At 29.5% G+C, this 20,084-nt stretch carries 17 protein-coding genes; 15 read left to right on the plus strand and 2 right to left on the minus strand.

Annotation, left to right across the window (positions count from 1 at the left end):
• Positions 1 to 161: 161 nt before the first annotated feature.
• From ACH36K_RS03390 to iadA, 7 genes are all read left to right on the plus strand, one after another.
• Positions 162 to 2,393, plus strand: coding sequence for a ribonucleoside-diphosphate reductase subunit alpha (locus ACH36K_RS03390; RefSeq protein ID WP_411169556.1), 2,232 nt, complete (start codon positions 162 to 164; stop codon positions 2,391 to 2,393).
• A gap of 27 nt (positions 2,394 to 2,420) precedes the next feature.
• The gene (locus ACH36K_RS03395; RefSeq protein ID WP_411169557.1) at positions 2,421 to 3,455 is read left to right on the plus strand and encodes a ribonucleotide-diphosphate reductase subunit beta; all 1,035 of its coding nucleotides are present in this window, start codon (positions 2,421 to 2,423) and stop codon (positions 3,453 to 3,455) included.
• A 335-nt stretch (positions 3,456 to 3,790) separates the two neighbouring features.
• On the plus strand, positions 3,791 to 5,410 hold the full coding sequence (gene ptsP / locus ACH36K_RS03400; protein ID WP_411169558.1) for a phosphoenolpyruvate--protein phosphotransferase: 1,620 nt from the start codon (positions 3,791 to 3,793) through the stop codon (positions 5,408 to 5,410).
• Between the two features lie 284 nt (positions 5,411 to 5,694).
• Entirely contained in the window at positions 5,695 to 6,231 is a 537-nt protein-coding gene (locus tag ACH36K_RS03405) for a chromate transporter (RefSeq protein ID WP_411169559.1), read from the plus strand.
• Positions 6,231 to 6,755 (plus strand): chromate transporter, encoded by a 525-nt coding sequence (locus tag ACH36K_RS03410; RefSeq protein WP_322545415.1) that lies wholly within the window; start codon positions 6,231 to 6,233, stop codon positions 6,753 to 6,755. The genes ACH36K_RS03405 and ACH36K_RS03410 overlap by 1 nt, the downstream gene beginning before the upstream one ends.
• A gap of 21 nt (positions 6,756 to 6,776) precedes the next feature.
• Positions 6,777 to 7,922 carry a tetratricopeptide repeat protein gene (locus ACH36K_RS03415; RefSeq protein ID WP_411169560.1) on the plus strand — a complete coding sequence of 382 codons (1,146 nt, stop codon included), beginning with the start codon at positions 6,777 to 6,779 and terminating at the stop codon, positions 7,920 to 7,922.
• A gap of 17 nt (positions 7,923 to 7,939) precedes the next feature.
• Positions 7,940 to 9,112 (plus strand): beta-aspartyl-peptidase, encoded by a 1,173-nt coding sequence (gene iadA / locus ACH36K_RS03420; protein WP_411169561.1) that lies wholly within the window; start codon positions 7,940 to 7,942, stop codon positions 9,110 to 9,112.
• Positions 9,113 to 9,226: 114 nt separating this feature from the next.
• On the opposite strand, the gene ACH36K_RS03425 is transcribed toward iadA, so the two are convergent.
• Both ACH36K_RS03425 and ACH36K_RS03430 read right to left on the minus strand, forming a co-directional pair.
• Positions 9,227 to 9,817, minus strand: coding sequence for a cell wall hydrolase (locus tag ACH36K_RS03425; protein WP_411169562.1), 591 nt, complete (start codon positions 9,815 to 9,817; stop codon positions 9,227 to 9,229).
• A 64-nt stretch (positions 9,818 to 9,881) separates the two neighbouring features.
• Positions 9,882 to 10,877, minus strand: coding sequence for a hypothetical protein (locus ACH36K_RS03430; RefSeq protein WP_411169563.1), 996 nt, complete (start codon positions 10,875 to 10,877; stop codon positions 9,882 to 9,884).
• A gap of 151 nt (positions 10,878 to 11,028) precedes the next feature.
• On the opposite strand from ACH36K_RS03430, the gene cdaA reads away from it, so the two are divergent.
• From cdaA to glmM, 8 genes are all read left to right on the plus strand, one after another.
• On the plus strand, positions 11,029 to 11,880 hold the full coding sequence (gene cdaA, locus ACH36K_RS03435; RefSeq protein ID WP_411169564.1) for a diadenylate cyclase CdaA: 852 nt from the start codon (positions 11,029 to 11,031) through the stop codon (positions 11,878 to 11,880).
• Positions 11,853 to 13,112 carry a YbbR-like domain-containing protein gene (locus ACH36K_RS03440; protein WP_411169565.1) on the plus strand — a complete coding sequence of 420 codons (1,260 nt, stop codon included), beginning with the start codon at positions 11,853 to 11,855 and terminating at the stop codon, positions 13,110 to 13,112. Before cdaA ends, ACH36K_RS03440 begins: the two co-directional genes overlap by 28 nt.
• A 211-nt stretch (positions 13,113 to 13,323) precedes the next feature.
• A complete protein-coding gene (locus ACH36K_RS03445) occupies positions 13,324 to 14,925 on the plus strand; it encodes an NAD(P)/FAD-dependent oxidoreductase (RefSeq protein WP_411169566.1) in 1,602 nt (533 codons plus the stop codon).
• 238 nt (positions 14,926 to 15,163) lie between these two features.
• The gene (ptb, locus tag ACH36K_RS03450; RefSeq protein WP_411169567.1) at positions 15,164 to 16,072 is read left to right on the plus strand and encodes a phosphate butyryltransferase; all 909 of its coding nucleotides are present in this window, start codon (positions 15,164 to 15,166) and stop codon (positions 16,070 to 16,072) included.
• 25 nt (positions 16,073 to 16,097) lie between these two features.
• Positions 16,098 to 17,168, plus strand: coding sequence for a butyrate kinase (gene buk, locus ACH36K_RS03455; RefSeq protein WP_411169568.1), 1,071 nt, complete (start codon positions 16,098 to 16,100; stop codon positions 17,166 to 17,168).
• 151 nt (positions 17,169 to 17,319) lie between these two features.
• The gene (locus tag ACH36K_RS03460; protein WP_411169569.1) at positions 17,320 to 18,153 is read left to right on the plus strand and encodes an AIM24 family protein; all 834 of its coding nucleotides are present in this window, start codon (positions 17,320 to 17,322) and stop codon (positions 18,151 to 18,153) included.
• A gap of 100 nt (positions 18,154 to 18,253) precedes the next feature.
• Positions 18,254 to 18,553: a YerC/YecD family TrpR-related protein gene (locus tag ACH36K_RS03465; protein WP_411169570.1), complete on the plus strand. Its 300-nt coding sequence runs from the start codon at positions 18,254 to 18,256 to the stop codon at positions 18,551 to 18,553.
• A 114-nt stretch (positions 18,554 to 18,667) separates the two neighbouring features.
• On the plus strand, positions 18,668 to 20,011 hold the full coding sequence (glmM, locus tag ACH36K_RS03470) for a phosphoglucosamine mutase (protein ID WP_411169571.1): 1,344 nt from the start codon (positions 18,668 to 18,670) through the stop codon (positions 20,009 to 20,011).
• Positions 20,012 to 20,084 lie beyond the last annotated feature (73 nt).

Below are 20,084 nucleotides of genomic sequence, written 5' to 3' on the forward strand. Positions count from 1 at the left end.
TGAAATAAGGAGATATTAAATGAATATCTCCATTTTTCTTTGCTTAATATTAGATTATTAAATTTTACAAAGGTAAGAATTGAAATTATAATTAACTATATGTTGTATATTATGGAAAGAGACGTAAGGTTATATACCATATATAGTGGAAGGGGATAAGTATGATAGATTTGTTTAATATTTGCAAGTTAGCTTTAGATGGAATAGATAATAGTCAGGGAATTTATACTGAGGAAAGACTTTTAGATGCATTAAAACATATAATTAGACCTAATGTAAAAGAAGAAGAAATTAGAGATTCAATAATACAAGTAGCATTAGAGCTTACATCTGATTTAGAACCAGCATGGCAATATGTTGCAGCAAGACTTTATGTATTTAAGCTTTATGATAAAATAAGAAAAAACAGGGATCTTAAAAAGGAAGAAAATTTATATGGTAATTTATATGGATTTATAAGTGAACTAACTGATAAAGGACTTTATGGTAAGTACATACTAGAAAATTATACTAAAGAAGAAATTTTAGAATTAGAAAAGGAAATTAAACCTGAAAGAGATTTTTTATTTACGTATAGTGGTATAAATCTTTTAGCAAAAAGATACTTAATTCAAGATTTTGATAGAAGTACATTAGAGTTACCTCAACAAATGTTTATGGGAATCGCTATGCATTTAGCAATTCCAGAGAAAAAGGAAGCTAGAGTAAATTGGGCAAAAAGATTTTATGATGTTCTAAGCTCACTTAAGGCGACCATGGCAACTCCAACAATGTCAAATGCTAGAAAGCCATTTTATCAATTAAGTTCATGCTTTATAGATACAGTAGAAGATAGTTTGAAGGGGATATATAAATCATTAGATAACTTTGCAGAAGTTTCAAAGTTTGGTGGTGGAATGGGAATATATATTGGTAAGATTAGAGCTTTAGAGTCACCAATAAGAGGATTTAAAGGTGCTTCAGGAGGTGTAATCCCTTGGGTTAAGCTATTTAATGATACAGCAATAGCGGTTGATCAATTAGGTGTAAGAAATGGATCAGTTGCTATATGGCTAGATGCTTGGCATAAAGATTTACCAGAGTTTCTTCAACTAAAAACTAATAATGGCGATGATAGAAAAAAAGCTCATGATGTTTTCCCAGGTCTTTGTTATCCAGATTTGTTCTGGAAGCTTGCAGAAAATGATATAGATTCAAATTGGTATATGATGTGCCCACATGAAATTAGATTAATAAAGGGGTACTCACTAGAAGATTCCTATGGAGAAGAATGGGAAAAGAGATACTATGAATGTGTTGAAGATGAAAGAATAAGCAAAAGAGTTATGACAGTTAAAGAAATTGTTAGATTAATAATAAAAAGTGCTGCTGAAACGGGAACTCCATTTGCTTTTTATAGAGATACAGTAAATAGAATGAACCCAAATAAGCATAAGGGAATGATTTACTCATCAAACCTTTGTACTGAAATAATGCAAAACATGAGTGCAATGGATATTCAAAAATCAGAAATAACAGATGAAAATGGAGATACAATAATAGTTGAAAGAACAAAGCCAGGAGACTTTGTGGTGTGTAATTTATCATCAGTAGTTTTAGGAAATGTTGATGTCAAAAATGATGAAGAACTTGGATATGTTGTAGAAACACAAATAAGAGCTATGGATAATGTTATAGATTTAAACTATTATTCAGTACCATTTGCTGAAGTTACTAATAAAAAGTACAGAGCTATTGGACTTGGAACAAGTGGATATCATCATATGCTTGCAAATAATTTAATACATTGGACAGAAGATGAGCACAAGGAATTTGCAGATGATGTTTATGAAAGAATAAACTATCATGCAATAAAGGCAAGTATGACTATATCAAAAGAAAAAGGAAGATATTCATGCTTTGAAGGGTCAGATTGGGATAATGGAAACTACTTTGAACTTAGAGAATATAAATCAGAGAAGTGGAACTTATTAAGAGAAGAAGTAAATACTTATGGAATGAGAAATGGTTACTTAATAGCTGTAGCTCCAAATGGTTCAACGGCAACTATAGCAGGAACTTCTGAAGGCATAGATCCAGTAATGGCTAGATTTTGGCTTGAAGAGAAGAAAGGTAGCATAATACCTAAGACAGCACCAAACTTAAATGAAGAAAACTATTGGTATTATAATTCAGCTTATAATATTGATCAAAAATGGTGTGTCCAAATTAACGGAATAAGACAAAGACATATAGATCAAGGGCAATCATTTAATTTATATATAACAACAAACTATACTATGAGACAAATCATGAATCTATATATAGAAGCATGTAAATCAGGAGTTAAATCAATATACTATGTGCGTTCAAAGTCATTAACAGTAAATGATTGTGAAAGTTGCTCAGCATAATAGGAATAGAGTCTTGGAGGAAAGAAAATGCTTATAAATAAAAAACCTCTTTTTAATGAGTTTGGTGATATTGAAACATCTAAAAAGAGAATGATAAATGGAAATACTACTAACTTAAATGACTTTAATAATATGAAATATACTTGGGTTTCAGATTGGTATAGGCAAGCAATGAATAATTTCTGGATACCAGAGGAAATAAATCTAGCTCAAGATTTAAAGGATTATAATAAGTTAGCTAATGAAGAACGAACAGCTTATGATAAAATACTGTCATTTTTAATATTTTTAGATTCAATACAGACAGCGAATTTATCAAATATAAATAACTACATAACAGCTAGTGAAGTGAATTTATGTTTAACAATACAAGCTTTTCAAGAAGCAGTACATTCCCAAAGTTATAGTTATATGCTAGATACAATATGTTCTCCAGAAAAGAGAAATGAAATATTATATCAATGGAAAGATGATAAGATATTATTAGAGAGAAATAAATTTATAGGTGAATTGTATAATAACTTTTTAGAAGCACCAACTCAAGAAAATCTTATAAAAACTATAATGGCTAACTATATATTAGAAGGAATATATTTTTATTCAGGATTCATGTTTTTCTATAATTTAGAAAGAAATGGTAAAATGCCTGGTTCAGCTCAAGAAATTAGATATATAAATAGAGATGAAAATACTCATCTTTGGTTATTTAGAAATATATTAAAAGAGTTACAAGTAGAAGAACCAGCAATGTTTACTAAAGATATAAAGAATCAATTGAAGGAAATGATGAGAACTGCAGTAGAACATGAAATAGCATGGGGAAATTATGTTATTGGCGATAATATTCAAGGTATAAATAAAGATCTAATAAATGATTATATAAAGTACTTAGGAAATTTAAGAATGAAAGCTATTGGATTAGAAGAAATTTATCCTGGATATGATAACAATCCAGCTGCATGGGTAGATATATTAGCAGATGCAAATTCTGTTAAAACAGATTTTTTTGAAGCAAAATCAACTGCTTATGCAAAAGCTGGAGCACTTATTGACGATTTATAAAAAACAAAAGCTGTCTATAAATTTTTAAATTTAGTTTATAGATAGCTTTTATATTTATAAAATTTGCAGATACAAAAGTATAAAAAATGAAGCGGTTTGAAATTATTGTAAAAATTTTTAGTATAATTATACTCATATAGAAAATAGCAAAAGAAAATAAACAGAAAATTAAAATTAGTAAGAGAAAATAATAAAAATTATGTGCATTATTATTAACATACAGAAAAAATATGATATAATACATTGTAGTTGTAATTTATAAAACAGATTAGTACTTCTATAAATTTCATATATTAATTTGAATTTATAGCCATTATTAAGGAGGAATCTCGGAAATGAAAAAAGGTATAGCTGCGTCTAAAGGTTATGCAATAGGAAAAGTATTTTTACAAGAACACGAAGAAATAGTAATAACAGACACAAAGGTTTCTGATGTAGAAGCAGAAAAGGCAGTACTACAAAAAGCTTTAGAGCAAGCAAAGGTTCAATTAACTGCAATTAGAGATAAAGCTTTAGCAGAGATTGGAGAACATGAAGCTCAAGTTTTCGAAGCTCACTTAACTTTATTAGATGACCCAGAATTTACTGGCGGAATGTTATTAGAAATAGAGTCAAATAGTATAAATGCAATGAGAGCAGTTGAAGGCGTTACAAATACATTTGTAATGATTTTTGATTCAATGGAAGATGAATATATGAAGGAAAGAGCTGCTGATATAAAGGACGTTTCAAAGAGAATCATAGCTAACTTAGCAGGTAAAGGCGGAGATGCTTTTGCAATTACAGAAGCAAACACTGTAGTTGTAGCTCATGACTTAACTCCATCAGACACAGCTCAATTAGATAGAAGTAAGGTAGTTGGTTTCTTAACTAACATTGGAGGAAGAACTTCTCACTCTGCTATTATGGCAAGAACATTAGAAATTCCTGCAATAGTTGGATTAAAAGATATAACTACATCAGTTAAAAACGGAGATATGGTTATAGTTGATGGTATTGAAGGAATATGTATAATAAACCCAGAACAATCAGTTATAGATGAATATACTGCAAAGAGAGAAAAATTCTTAGCAGAACAAGAAGAATTAAAGAAATTAATAACTGTTAAAACAGTTACTAAGTCAGGAAGAAGAGTTGAAGTTTGTGGAAACATAGGATCACCTGCAGATGCTGAAGCAGTTGTTGCAAATGGTGGAGATGGTGTTGGTTTATTTAGAACTGAATTCTTATATATGGACAGAGATTCTGCTCCAACTGAAGAAGAACAATTCGAATCTTATAAAAGAGTTCTTGAAATAATGGATGGAAAGCAAGTTGTTATAAGAACACTAGATATCGGTGGAGATAAGACACTTCCATACTTACCATTACCACAAGAAATGAATCCATTCTTAGGATATAGAGCTATTAGATTATGTTTAGATAGAAAAGACATATTCAAGGTTCAAATTAGAGCTTTATTAAGAGCTTCTGTTTATGGAAACCTTGCAGTAATGTTCCCAATGATTTCAGGCTTAGAAGAATTCCAAGCTGCTAAAGAATTCGTTGAAGAATGTAAGGCTGAATTAAAAGCAGAAGGAAAAGAATACTCAGAAAAAATCCAATGGGGTATAATGGTAGAAATTCCTGCTGCAGCTGTATATGCTGATGAATTAGCTAAGTATGTTGATTTCTTCTCTATAGGAACAAATGACTTAATCCAATACACATTAGCTGCTGATAGAATGAGTGAAAAGGTATCATACCTTTACAACCCAATGCACCCAGCTGTATTAAGATTAATCAAGATGACTATAGATGGAGCTCACAAGCATGGCAAGTGGGTAGGAATGTGTGGAGAAATGGCAGGAGACGAAACTGCTATCCCAACATTAGTTGAATATGGATTAGATGAGTTCTCAATGAGTGCTACATCAATGTTAACAGCTAAGAAGATAATATTAGAACAAGAATAATTAAACTTATGAAAAGTCGCATCATATAAATGCGGCTTTTTATTTTTACTCTTTAGGAAATTATAAAAAGTTTACCCTATCAATAACTTTTTATAATTTCCTTCCTTCAGTTTTCAAGTCGATATATATAGGTTTGCGATGACTTGGAGCAAAGCGACGGAATAAGTAAACCTATATATATCGACTTTTTTTAATAAAAGCATATAATTAAAAGTAAACTAATATTGTAAAAGCTATATTAAAATTATGTATATAAGAGTTATTTTTAATAAGAGGAGGAGCAAATGAGAAAAATTTTAGAAATGTTTATTTCTTTTTTTAAAATAGGAGCTTTCACCTTCGGTGGAGGTTATGCAATGATACCTTTAATAGAGGAAGAGGTTGTAAAAAATAAAAAGTGGATTGAAAAAGAAGAGTTCATAGATATATTAGTAGTTTCACAAAGTCTTCCAGGGGCATTAGCAGTTAATTGTTCTATATTTTTGGGATATAAAATAGGAGGAGTTATAGGGGGAATAATGGCTCTTTTAGCAGTAGTATTACCATCCTTCTTAATAATAATTATAATTGCAGCTTTCTTTATGCAATTTAGAGATAATTATTATGTAAATGCGGCTTTTAAGGGTATAACAGCTGCAGTTCCGATGCTAGTATTAGTTGGAGCAGTAAGTTTGAGCAAGGGCTTGCCAAAAAACACAAGGACTGTAATTACAATTATAATTGCACTTATAGCATTAACTTTCTTTAATATTCATCCAGTTATAGTAATATTATTAGCGGCTATATATGGAGCTATATTTTTAAGAAAGAAGGTGAGCTAATGCAGCTTTTAATAAAATTATTTTTTTCTTTCTTCAAAATAGGTGCATTTAGTTTTGGAGGGGGATATGCTATGCTTCCCTTTATTCAAAGAGAAATAGTGGAAAATAATAATTGGCTTAATATAAATGAATTCATGGATATAATCGGTATATCTCAAATGACTCCTGGACCAGTTGCAATAAATTCTGCCACATTTGTAGGTTATAAGGTTTCAGGAGTTGTAGGTAGTATTATGGCCACTTTAGGAGTTGTAATAACGTCATTTATATTAGTATCAATTATAAGTAAAACATTAGAAAAGTTTAAAGAATCTACAATAGTAAAATCAGCCTTAATGGGAATGAGGCCTGTATTAATTGCATTAATACTAAAAGCTTTTCTAGACTTAGCAAAAGAATCTTATTTAGATTTAAAGAGTATTATAATAACTACGATAATAGGATTAGTACTATTAAGTAAAAAGGTTCATCCTATATTAGTTATAGTAATAGCCGCAATTATAGGATTAATATTTTATTCATAAATCTAATGAGGTAACGAAAGTATGAAGAATAAAGATAAAAAGGTCTATGAAAAGGCACTTGATTTATATAATAAAGGTTATATAGATAAAGCTATAGAGCAATGTGAGATAGGAATATCAAGAAATTTAAAAGATTCAAATTTATTAAATTTAAAGGGACTACTTTTATATTTAAAGGGAAATATAGAAGAAGCAGTTTCATTATGGAAAATAAATAAAGATTATAATGGCGACAATATTTCAAAATCATATCTAATAGATATAGAAAAAGATTTCCGTAGAAAAGAATTATTTGAAGAAGCCGAAGAATTAATAAGAAATCTTAATATAGATGAAGCCATAGAGATTTTAAATACATGTAATGAAAGTGATTTTAACTTAATAGGAGTAAACAATAATTTAGCTATATGCTATATGAAAAAGGGGCTTTATGATAATAGTAAATTTTATATTAAGAAAGTATTTGCAGTAGATAAAAATAATATTACTGCAAAGAGCATAAATAAAGAGATAAATGAAATTTTAGATATAAAAGACAATAATAAAATAGTTTTTAAGTCTATAATAATAACATTTATTATATTTATGATTGTATCAACAGGAGCAATTGTTATGGGAAAGCTTAAAAATACACCTTTAGTTGAAGAAAAGCTGTTAAGTGATAATTTAAGCGCTTCAAATAATATAGAGAATTCTAATACAATTAATGAAAGTGAAAATTCCAGCTCAAAGGATGAAGCGAAGCAAAATAATATACAAGATAAAAACAATGAGAAAATAGAAAATCCATTAACAGAAGGTGAGATAACTAGTAATTATATAAATGCAACAAATCTCTTTTCACAAGAAAAGTATAATGATGCAAAAGTATTATTAGAAAAAACTATTATTTATTCCGAGAAAAGTCATCTAAATGATGATATATTATTTTTACTAGCCTCTGCAAGCGAAAAGATAGAAAAGAATGAAGAGGCAATAAAATATTTTGAGCAATATATATATAAATATGAAAATGGGAACTATATAGAAGAAGCTTATTATAAAATAGCCCTATTGTATAAAGAGATAAATATAGAAAAAAGTAAATTTTATGCACAGGCTTTAGTAAATAAGTATCAAAATTCAATTTATAATAATAATATTATAAAAGGTATTTTAAATATTTAACTATAGGAGTGACCAATATGCTAACAGTAATAAAAGGAATTAAAGTTTACTCTCCTGAATATCAAGGAGAAAAGGATGTAGTAATATCTTCAGATAAAATTGAAGGAATATATGAAAATTTAAAAATTCCTGAGAATTTTATAAATATAAATGTTATAGAAGGGAAAGGGAAGCTACTTTTTCCTGGATTTATAGATTGTCATGTACATATTAATGGAGGCGGAGGTGAAGGGGGATTTAAAACTAGAACCCCTGAGATAAAGCTAACAGATTTAACAAGAGCAGGAATAACTACTGTAGTAGGATGTATAGGTACAGATGCAATTTGCAGAGATATGAGAAGTTTACTAGCAAAAGCAAAAGCTTTAGAAGAAGAAGGAATAACTACATATTGCTATACAGGCTCTTATGATATACCAGTAAAAACTATAACTGGTAATATAAAAGGTGATATAATGCTAATGGATAAAGTTATTGGAGTAGGTGAAGTAGCTTTATCTGATCATAGAAGCTCTCAAGCTACATATAATGAGTTTGCAAATACAGTTGCTCAAGCCAGGGTAGGAGGATTGCTATCAGGAAAAGCTGGAATAGTTAATATTCATTTAGGTGATGGAGCAAGAAAACTAGATTATTTATTTTCTTTAATTGAAGAAACAGAGATTCCGCCAACTCAATTGCTACCAACTCATATAAATAGAAGTAGAAAGTTATTTAAGGTTGGAGAGAATTATGCAAAAGAAGGTGGATTCATAGATCTTACTACAAGTTCTGATCCTAAATTTTTAGAACCAGAAGAATTAAGAGCGAGTGAAGCATTAAAGCTTTTATTAGAGAATGGAGTAAATATATCTAATGTTACTTTTTCATCAGATGGAAATGGAAGTATGCCTATTTTTGATAATAATGGTAACTTAACTGGGCTTGGAATATGTTCTGTATCAACTCTATATGGAGAGGTAAAAGAATGTATAAAAACTCATAATTTAAAAATAGAGGATGCAATTAAAGTTATTACATCTAATGTAGCAAGCGTATTAAAGCTTTCAAATAAGGGGTCAATAGATGCAGGAAAAGATGCAGATTTAGTTTTAGTAAATGAAAATTCATTAGAAATAGATACAGTTATAGCTAAGGGTAAAATAATGGTTAAAAATGGTGAGCCGATAGCGAAAGGTACTTTTGAGTAACAAAAAAGAAGTGATATGATAAAATATCACTTCTTTTTTTGTTTTAGTTTACTGAAAACTCCCTATTTAAAAACCAGGAATTTTTCTAGAAACTCTTTTAAACTATCTACCTATTTAATTTGTTTTAAAAAATAAATGTTGCCCTATAGCTTTGCTATCAGTTTTTTCAACACCTTGCATCCAAGAACAAGTCGCTATAGAAGGATTATAGAAGAATAAAGCTTCATTTGTTGGATCATTACCTTTTATAGCTTCGTAAACAGCATTATAGCATTCTTCAGTTGGAGTAACTGATATTTCACCATTTACCACACATGAAAAAGCATTTGGTTGAAGAATAACATCTCTAATGCTATTTGGGAATCCTGGACTTAGTACCCTATTTAGAATAACCGACGCTACGGCAACTTTGCCTTCATAGGGCTCACCTTTACTTTCAGCATAAACAATTTTAGCCATTAAATTTAAGTCATCTTGTGTTAGATATATTTGGTTGTCGTTGTGATTGAAAACCTCAACCACCTTTTCTTCTGGAATATTTATAAAAGTACTATTGAATGCTACATTTAAGTCATTGCTTATTAGGTTATTAGAACTAATTTTAGCACTGGTGGATGTGGTAGTAGTTCTATAACCAAACACAGGTATTTCTGCTGAAAATAAAAAGGTTAAAAATAAAATAGGTATTGTTTTTAAATATTTCATAAATAACCTCCTTTTGGATAATATATAATCCAAAATTAGTATTGCCAAAAGAAAAAATATAATACTAATTTTTTTGTAGATTATTTTTATAAGAAGAATAAGCATCTAAGACATCATTTCTCTTAGAAGAAGCATTTTGATAATTTTTATCTATCTCTTTAGAATATTTACTTATATCAGAACAAGTTTTTTCATATATTACAGCTTCTTTAATTGATTTTAAATAAATTTGATATATTTTTAAATATTCATCTAAAGAGTTATATATGTTCATAAAACCATCTGGTATAGATAAAGATATAACTTCTTTTTTCAAACCCTCATAAGATTTTTCTTTTTTATATAAATCGTCAATAATAACCTGTAAGTCTCTCTTATCTTCCCTTATTTTATTTATAGCAGGTATTAAGTCTTCATTAAGTGTATCTATTGTTGATTTAAAAGATTCAAGTTTAATAATAAATTCACGTTGTTTTGTATTTTGAAATTCAGAATCTCTATTTAATTTAATAAGAGTATTTACATAATTATAAGTATTATTAAAAAATTCAAGAGTTTTATCTGAAAGTTCTATACGTATTTTGCTTTCATTTACAATAGAATAATCTTTTAGACATTTTTCTTTAAGATTATTAAAGGTATCTAAATCACTGCTAGATCTTATATCTTTAGGATTAGATAATATATATATACAATTATCATATAAATTTATTGTTGATAATAAAGCATTATTTAAATCATTTTTCATAGAAGAAACTTCTGCATTTACATTTTCTACTTCAGAAAGAGATGACAAAAGCTCTTTAAGTTTATTTGAACCAGAAATTAAAAGTTCATAAGATTTATTTGTATCAATTGTCATATCTTTTATGCCATACTCAAGACTTGCATTGACTTCATTTAGTTCAACAATCATATGTTTTAAATTTCTTTTAGTTTTATTTGAATCTGAATTGTATATAAGAAAAAAGAACACAATTGATAAAAGTAATAATGCTGATATTAAAGATACAAACAAAAACTTATGCTCCTTTATTAAGATAGTAAATTTTTCTTTCATAAAACCATCCCTCCATATTAATCTCTTTACATAAATTTATATTATAGTAAAGTGGAAAATATTATATAATTAAAAAATTTTAAAGTATTATACTAAGATTTTACTAATTGGTGTATAATTAAAGTATATGAAAGTTAGGGGGGTGCCCTTTGTGCAGGAGATCAGTACGTTAATAACAAACACAATAAAAAACATATCTATATGGTCAGTTTTAGATATAATAGTAGTTGCTTATATATTCTATAAGGGGTATATATTAATAAAAGAAACAAGGGCAGAGCAACTTTTAAAGGGTATTATATTGATGATAGCATTAATACCTATAAGCTATATCTTAAAACTAGAAATGCTTAATTTTATTTTAAACAAGACTTTAACAATTGGACTTTTATCTGTTGTTATAATATTTCAACCAGAAATAAGAAGGGCGTTGGAACATATAGGGAGAAGTGCATTTGAAGAAATACACAATATTCAAGATGAGGAAAAAAGAAATATAACTGTAAATGAAATAATTAATGCTATAAGTAACCTAGCAGAGTCTAAAACAGGAGCATTAATAGTTATAGAACAAGCAACAAGATTAGGTGAGATATTAAATTCAGGAACTATCTTAGATGCAAAAGTATCTTCAAATTTATTAGAAAATATATTTGTAGTTAACACACCACTTCATGATGGAGCAACAATAATAAGAAAGGATAGAATACTAGCATCAGGATGTGTTCTTCCATTAACTAATAATAATACTATAAATAAAAAGCTTGGAACTAGGCATAGAGCAGCGATTGGACTATCCGAAGTTTCAGATTCTATGGTATTAGTTGTTTCAGAAGAAACTGGTATTGTATCGCTAGCTATAAATGGTAGATTAACAAGAAATTATGATAAAGAGAAATTAAGAGTAATTTTATTGAAAATGATGCAGCATAATGATAAAAAGAATGTAAAATCAGCTGGGGAGAAGGTGAAGGCTTGGATAAGAAGGAAAAAACCAAATTAGTAGTACCAATAATATGCCTCTTATTATCTATAGGCTTATGGGTTTATGTAACCAATGTAGAAAATAAAATAAGAACTACAGAAATAAGTAAAATACCAGTTGAATTAATTAATACAGAAGCTTTAACTAACTCTAAGTTAGCATTAACTCCAAATCAAGAACTATATGTAACTTTAAAGGTTGAAGGAAACACAAGCGATATAAATAAAATAAAGAAAAGTGATTTTAAAGTTCAAGTTGACTTAAGCGAATATGCTTGGAAAAAGGGTGAAAATAAGGTGCCGGTTACTATAGTAGATTATCCTATTACTGTAAGCCTAAAAAATAATAACGCCTTAACAGTGTCAATTAGAATAGAAGATATGGTGGAAAAATCTATGCCAGTAACTTCAAATATTAAAGTTAATACACGTGAAGGATACTTTGCATCTGAAGCAACAATAAAGCCAAATGAGGTTAAAATTAGTGGAGCAGAATCTGCTGTTAGCAGAGTTTCTAAATTAGTAGTATCGGGAACAAAGGAAGATGTTTATGAGAGTATCCTTGAGAGTTATGATATAAAAGCCATAGATGAAAGTGGAAAAGAAGTAACAGATATTTCTACATCGGATAAAGTAGCTAATGTAGAAATAAAGGTAAGCAAAGGGAAAGCTGTAAAAGTTAATATTGCTACCAGTGGACAGCTACCTAATCAATTTAAAATGAAATCAATAGAAAGCGATAAGAAAGCAGTAGAAATATTAGGACCTAAAGAGATATTAGATACTATAAATGAAGTAACAACAACCCCTTTAGATTTAAGCTCAATAACAGAAAATAAAGATGTTTCACTTGGAATAATAGTTCCAGATGGAGTAAAATTAGCTCAGGGAGATGAGTATTTAACAGCTAAAGTAAGTGTAATAAAACTTATAACAAAGGACTTTAATGTAAAATATGATTTACTTGGAGCTGTTCAAGGTTTGAAAATTAAATTAAATAAAGATACCATAAGGGTTACAATAAGGGGATATGAAGACGAAATGACTAATGTTACTCCAGATAATATTAAAGCAACATTAGATGTAAGCTCCTTTAAAGAAGATGGGACTTTTGAACAAACTCCAAAGGTTACGTTACAAGAGCTAAATAATAATTTTAGTATAGTATCTTTTGAGAATGCAACATTTACTGTCTCTAAGGAAGTAGCTCAAAAGCCGCCAGAGAACAATAATAATTCAGAAAATAATTAATAATCTAAATAAAGAGATACATAGCTAATTTGGTTATGTATCTTTTTAATATCGAGGAAAGTATAAAAGTTTAAAGTTTTGAAATAGTAGTAGATAATACATATAAAAATAATTCTAATAAGAATGAATATATGTTAAAATAAGGTGCTATCAAATGAGTATTATAATTGATAGATATATTATAAATATCCAATAGAGAGGAGATTTAATTATGGCAATTAGAGTTAATAATATGGCCTTAAAAATAGATGAAGATAAAAATTTATTAATAAAAAAAGTAGCTAAAAAACTAAAAATTTCTATAGATGAAATCCAAAATTTCAAAATAGTAAAAGAAAGCCTAGATGCAAGAAAGAAAAATGATATAAAGTATATATATTGCGTAGAAGTAGAGCACAAAAATGAAGAGAAATTGGTCAATAAATTAAGAGATAAAGATGTAAAGCTAGAAGAGCCTCATTATGATGCCGATATAGTTTTTGGTGGAAAAGAACTAAAAAATAGGCCAGTAGTAGTTGGATTTGGACCGGCAGGAATATTTGCAGCTTTATTATTAGCAGAAAAAGGATATAAGCCTTTGGTAATAGAACGTGGAGAAGATGTAGATAAGAGAACAGAGACTGTTGATAAGTTCTGGAAAACAGGTGAATTAAATACAGAGTCTAATGTTCAATTTGGAGAAGGGGGAGCAGGGGCCTTTTCAGATGGTAAATTAACTACAAGAATCAAAGATAGAAGATGTGACTATGTATTAAGAGGGTTAGTTAGAGCTGGTGCACCAGAAGATATAACCTATGTAGGAAAGCCTCATGTTGGAACCGATATTTTAAAGGGTGTAGTTAAAAATATAAGAGAGAGAATTAAAGAATTAGGTGGAGAGGTATTATTTTCATCAAAATTAGAAGAGATAAAAAGTGAAGCTGGTGAACTAAAATCAATTATAGTTAATGGAAAAGAAATAGAATGTGAAAATCTTATATTAGCAATTGGACATAGTTCCAGAGATACATATGAAATGTTACATAAAACAGGAGTGTTTATGGAACCAAAAGCCTTTGCAGTTGGAGTTAGAATAGAGCATCCTCAAGAACTTATAAATAAAAGCCAATATGGAGATATGCATGAACATCCAAAGCTTAAAGCAGCAGAGTATAGATTAACTTATCAAAGTGAAAAGTTAAAAAGAGCAGTTTATTCATTTTGCATGTGTCCTGGTGGTGTTGTAGTTGCAGCAGCTTCAGAAAATGAAAGATTAGTATCAAATGGAATGAGTTATCATGCAAGAGATTTAGCTAATGCAAATTCAGCTCTAGTGGTAACTGTAGGACCAGATGATTTTGAAGGAGATTCACCGCTTAGAGGAATGGAGTTCCAAAGACACTATGAAAGCTTAACATTTAAAGTAGGTGGAGGAAAATATAAAGCTCCAGTACAATTAGTTGGAGATTTTATGGAAGACAGAGTAAGCACAAAATTAGGAAAAGTTATTCCTAGCTATACAGCAGGTTATGTATTTAAGGATTTAAGAGAGTGTCTTCCTGATTATGTAATAGAAGCATTAAAAGAAGGAATAGCTGATTTTGATAAGAAAATAAAAGGATATGGAGATTTCGATTCAGTTTTAACAGGTATAGAAACAAGAACATCTGCTCCTGTAAGAATAACTAGAGATGAAAAGCTTCAAAGTATATCAATAAAAGGTCTATTCCCAGCAGGGGAAGGCGCTGGGTTTGCAGGCGGAATAATATCAGCAGCAGTTGATGGATTAAAGGTTGCAGAAAAAATAATGGAAGAATATAAGCCAATAAAATAAATATTAGAGAAAATTCTGAAAATTCAAGTTTTCAGAATTTTTTTTGATACAATATAAAAGAGAAAAGGAAATATTTGTAGTTTATATCACTAATTGATATAATTTTAACAAAAAAGGGTTGAGGGTAAAGATTAATTAAGGACTATAATAAGCATTAAAGAAAGAAAATTCTCAATTTTTAGAATAGTCATTAATTATTAAAATAAAAATTTACATAATGAGTATGAGGGGTGCTAAAATGAGTAAGAATTTTGATGATTTATTACAGAAGATTAATGGTTGTACTAAGAAAAGGGTGGCAGTTGCTGTAGCTCAAGATGAACCAGTTTTAGAAGCAGTTAAAGCAGCTAAAGAAAGAGGAATTGCAGATGCCATTTTAGTAGGAGATTCCAATAAGGTAAAAGAAATAGCAGAAAAGATTGATATGGATCTTTCACAATTTGAGGTTGTTCACGAAACAGATATAAAGAAAGCGACTTTAGAAGCAATAAGGTTAGTATCAACTGGTAAAGCTGATATGGTTATGAAAGGATTAGTAGATACAGCCACATTTTTAAGAAGTGTTCTCAACAAAGAAATAGGATTAAGAACAGGAAAGCTTATGTCACATGTTTCTGTATTTGAAATACAAGGAGTAGATAGATTAATTTTACTAACAGATGCAGCATTTAATACTTATCCAGATTTAAGGGCAAAGGTTCAAATATTAAATAATGCAGTAGATGTAGCACATGCTTGTGGAATAGAAGTTCCTAAAGTAGCACCTGTATGCGCTGTAGAAGTTGTAAATTCAGATATGCCAGCAACAGTAGATGCAGCATTATTATCAAAGATGAATGATAGGGGACAAATTAAAGGGTGTGTAGTAGACGGGCCTTTAGCTCTTGATAATGCGCTATCAGAAGAAGCAGCACATCATAAAGGAATAACAGGAAAAGTAGCAGGAAAGGCAGATATAATATTACTTCCAAATATTGATACAGCTAATGTTATGTATAAAACTTTAACATATACATCAAAATCAAGAAATGGAGGACTTTTGGTTGGAACATCTGCACCTGTAATTTTAACATCAAGAGCCGATAGTTTTGAAACGAAGGTAAACTCCATTGCTTTAGCAGCATTAGTTGCAGAAGCTAAAAAGTAAAATAAGGAATGGAGGAAGCTTTGTTATGTCTTACAAATTATTAATCATCAATCCAGGATCAACTTCAACTAAAATTGGTGTTTACCAAGATGAAAAAGAGGTTTTTATAGAAACCTTAAGACACTCTGCAGAAGAAATAGGAGAGTATGAAAGTATTTATGATCAGTTTCTATTTAGAAAAGAGATAATTATAAAAGTACTAAAGCAAAATAATATTGATTTAAAAACTTTAGATGCGATAGTTGGTAGAGGTGGAATGCTAAAGCCAATGGAAAGTGGTACTTATAAGGTTAATGAAAAGATGATAGAAGATTTAAAAGAAGGTATTCAAGGACAGCATGCATCAAATTTAGGAGGAATAATTGCAAGTCAAATAGGTAATGAACTGAACATACCATCTTTTATAGTAGATCCAGTTGTTGTAGATGAACTTAATGATATAGCAAGAGTTTCAGGCGTTCCTGAGTTACCAAGAGTTAGTAAGTTTCATGCTTTAAATCAAAAAGCTGTAGCAAAAAGATATGCAAAGGAATCAGGAACTAAATATTCAGATTTAAATTTAATAGTTGTTCATATGGGGGGCGGAGTTTCAGTAGGAGCCCATAAAAATGGAAGAGTAGTAGATGTAAATAATGCATTAGATGGAGAAGGGCCATTTTCACCAGAAAGAGCGGGATCAATACCAGTAGGAGCTCTTATAAAAATGTGCTATAGTGGAGAATTCACAGAACAAGAAGTATACAATAAGATACTTGGAAAAGGTGGATTTGTAGCATACTTAAATACAAATGATGCAAGAGATGTACTAAAATTAGCAGCAGAAGGAAATAAAGAAGCGAAGTTATGCTTTGATGCATTTATATATCAAATTTCTAAATCAGTTGGTGAAATGGCGACAGTTTTAGGAGGAAAAGTTGATAGAATAATTTTTACAGGAGGAATAGCTTACTCAGAAAAAGTTGTAGAAGAATTAAAAAAGAGAATAGGTTGGATAGCAGATATTACAGTATATCCAGGAGAAGATGAATTATTAGCTTTAGCACAGGGAGCAATAAGAGTAATGACTGGAGAAGAAGAAGCAAAGGAATATAACTAAAGGAACAAAGCTACTATGAATATTAACATTTGATATTTATAGTAGCTTTTTATTAAGGCTTTAGTATTAACTTTATATATAATATACCTAAATTTACATAGTAGTTTACAAATATAAATTTATGGTAAAATATAGATAAGGGAGGGGTTTTATGAGAACTTCGTTTAATACAAATAATAAAATGACAATGCTATCAGAAATGAGAAATGATAGTATATTTCAGATATTAGAATATGATGATCTAGAAGGATCAGATGATCTAAACTTATCAATATATCTTAGTTTTATGAAAGAATCCACAGTTAAACTGAGACAAGTAAGAATAATATTAGATGATAGTGCAGTTAAAATAGAGTCAGGAGCATTAAGCTATATGAAAGGAAATGTAGAAATAGAAAATAAAACTGGGGGGATCTTAGGAATTGGAAAAAAGTTTTTTTCCAGTAAAGTAACAGGAGAGCCAATGTTTAAGCCAACTCTTAAAGGAACTGGTGAAGTTTTTCTAGAGCCAAGGTTTGGACATTTTACATTAATAGAGTTAGAAGATGAAGAAATAATAGTAGATGATGGTTTGTTTTATGCTTGTGAAGAAGGAATAGAAGTAGAGCCAGCAATGCAAAAAACTGTATCTTCAATGCTTTTTGGAAATGAAGGAGTTTATCAAACAAGACTAAGAGGTAGTGGAATAGTAGTATTAGAAATACCAGTACCAGATAAAGAAATATTAAGATGTAAAATGTTTAGAGATACTTTAAAGGTTGATGGAAACTTTGCTATTTTAAGAAGTGGAAATATAGAATTTTCAGTAGAGAAATCAGGAACAACATTAATAGGAACAGCCTTTAATGGAGAAGGATTACTTAATGTTTATAAGGGAACGGGAGAAGTGTGGCTAGTACCAACTAAGGCTATATATGAAGAGCTTAAAGAAACAGGGCTAAAGGATTTAAAATCTCCTGAAGGAAGAATTGATACAGAAATTTAAAATAACTTTCACTTCATATTAATAAAGTTGTAAACTGCTAAAAAGATAGTTATAATTTAATTTGTAATAATTATTTGAAATAAAACAAGGAGTGAGATATTTGGGAATAGTTGAAAGTAAACTTAAGAATCCTGAACTAGATTTGTTTTTTGAAGCTGTATTAAAGCTTGAAAATATAGATGAATGTTATAACTTCTTTGAAGATGTTGCAACTATAAATGAGATTAAGTCATTAGCACAAAGAATGTATGTTGCTAAAATGTTAAAACAAAAAAAAGTATATACAGAAATAGCAGAAAAAACAGGGGCTAGCACAGCAACTATAAGTAGAGTCAACAAGTGCTTAAACTATGGAACTGGAGGATATAACTTAATATTAGATAGACTAAATGAGAAATAGAAATTATAAAAATTGTAATATATAAAAGTTGTAATATATAATTGAAAAATGTATACTATTACTATGATATTATGTGAAATCAATAAACTAGTAGAAAAAGTGAGGTAAAAAAATATGGGTAGAATATTTGGGACTGATGGAGTTAGAGGTATTGCTAATACAGAGTTAACAGCTAACTTAGCGTATGGGTTAGGTAGAGCAGGAGCTTATGTACTAACAGAAGGAACTCATAAACCAAAGATATTAGTAGGTAAAGACACTAGAATATCAGGAGATATGCTAGAAGCTGCACTAGTATCAGGAATACTATCAGTAGGAGCAGAAGCTGTTATTTTAGATGTTGTACCAACTCCAGCGGTAGCTCATTTAATAAGAGAATATAATGCTGATGCAGGTATAATGATTTCAGCATCACATAACCCTGTTGAATATAATGGAATAAAGTTTTTTGATAACAAAGGATACAAGCTGCAAGATGAATTAGAAGATGAAATACAAAGAGTTATAGAAAGTGGATTCGAAGGAGTACCAAGCCCAACAGGACACGACTTAGGTAGATCATCTATTGAAGTTGGAGCTCTTGATGAGTACACTGATTATGCTTTATCAACAATTCCAGTAGATTTAAAAGGCTTAAGAGTTGCTTTAGACTGCGCAAATGGAGCTTGTTATAAAGCTGCTGTTAAAGCATTTAGAGAACTTGGTGCAGAAGTTTATGTTATAAACGACAATCCAGATGGAACTAATATAAATGAAAACTGTGGATCAACTCATCCAGAAGAGTTACAAGATTACGTTGTAAGAAAGAAATGTGATTTAGGCTTTGCTTTTGATGGTGATGCAGATAGATGTTTAGCCGTAGATGAAAAAGGAAATCTTATAAATGGGGACTTCATATTAATGCTATGCGCGAAACACCTTAAAGATTTAGGAAAGCTTAAAGATGATACTTTAGTTGTAACAGTAATGAGTAACTTAGGGTTAGACATTGCTTGTAAAAAGGAAAATATAAATACAATAAAGACTAAAGTTGGAGACAGATATGTGTTAGAAGAAATGGTTAAGGATGGTTATATTTTAGGCGGAGAACAATCAGGACATATAATATTCTTAAACTATAATACAACTGGAGATGGATTAGTTACAGCACTTCAAGTTTCAGCAATAAGAAAAAGAAGTGGAAAAACTTTAAGTGAACTTGCAGGAATAATGAAAGAACTTCCACAAGTATTAGTTAATGCCGAAGTTCCAAATGATAAGAAAAACATATATTTAGAAGATGAAGAAATAGTAAATGAAATAAAGAAAATAGAAGAAACTTTACATGGAGAAGGAAGAGTTTTAATAAGACCTTCAGGAACAGAGCCATTAGTTAGAGTTATGTTAGAAGGCGAAAACCAAGAAGAAATAGATAAAATGGCACATGGCTTAGTAGATTTAATATTAAGTAAAATATAAAAGTAAAGGGTTGATTAAGTTCAGCCCTTTTTTAGTGTAAATAAAGATATTTTTAAAGAGGGTATTGACAAAA

Source organism: Clostridium sp. MB05 (assembly GCF_046581255.1).
Classification (GTDB): domain Bacteria; phylum Bacillota; class Clostridia; order Clostridiales; family Clostridiaceae; genus Clostridium.

What these genes read in the sequence shown, in the direction of transcription:
- ACH36K_RS03395 (WP_411169557.1), top strand. Translation starts at nt 2,421, where the DNA reads ATGCTTATAAATAAAAAACCTCTTTTTAATGAGTTTGGTGATATTGAA.
- ACH36K_RS03430 (WP_411169563.1), bottom strand. Translation starts at nt 10,877, where the DNA reads ATGAAAGAAAAATTTACTATCTTAATAAAGGAGCATAAGTTTTTGTTT.
- ACH36K_RS03390 (WP_411169556.1), top strand. Translation starts at nt 162, where the DNA reads ATGATAGATTTGTTTAATATTTGCAAGTTAGCTTTAGATGGAATAGAT.
- buk (WP_411169568.1), top strand. Translation starts at nt 16,098, where the DNA reads ATGTCTTACAAATTATTAATCATCAATCCAGGATCAACTTCAACTAAA.
- ACH36K_RS03425 (WP_411169562.1), bottom strand. Translation starts at nt 9,817, where the DNA reads ATGAAATATTTAAAAACAATACCTATTTTATTTTTAACCTTTTTATTT.
- ACH36K_RS03445 (WP_411169566.1), top strand. Translation starts at nt 13,324, where the DNA reads ATGGCAATTAGAGTTAATAATATGGCCTTAAAAATAGATGAAGATAAA.
- ptsP (WP_411169558.1), top strand. Translation starts at nt 3,791, where the DNA reads ATGAAAAAAGGTATAGCTGCGTCTAAAGGTTATGCAATAGGAAAAGTA.
- ACH36K_RS03410 (WP_322545415.1), top strand. Translation starts at nt 6,231, where the DNA reads ATGCAGCTTTTAATAAAATTATTTTTTTCTTTCTTCAAAATAGGTGCA.
- iadA (WP_411169561.1), top strand. Translation starts at nt 7,940, where the DNA reads ATGCTAACAGTAATAAAAGGAATTAAAGTTTACTCTCCTGAATATCAA.
- ACH36K_RS03405 (WP_411169559.1), top strand. Translation starts at nt 5,695, where the DNA reads ATGAGAAAAATTTTAGAAATGTTTATTTCTTTTTTTAAAATAGGAGCT.
- glmM (WP_411169571.1), top strand. Translation starts at nt 18,668, where the DNA reads ATGGGTAGAATATTTGGGACTGATGGAGTTAGAGGTATTGCTAATACA.
- ACH36K_RS03460 (WP_411169569.1), top strand. Translation starts at nt 17,320, where the DNA reads ATGAGAACTTCGTTTAATACAAATAATAAAATGACAATGCTATCAGAA.
- ptb (WP_411169567.1), top strand. Translation starts at nt 15,164, where the DNA reads ATGAGTAAGAATTTTGATGATTTATTACAGAAGATTAATGGTTGTACT.
- ACH36K_RS03415 (WP_411169560.1), top strand. Translation starts at nt 6,777, where the DNA reads ATGAAGAATAAAGATAAAAAGGTCTATGAAAAGGCACTTGATTTATAT.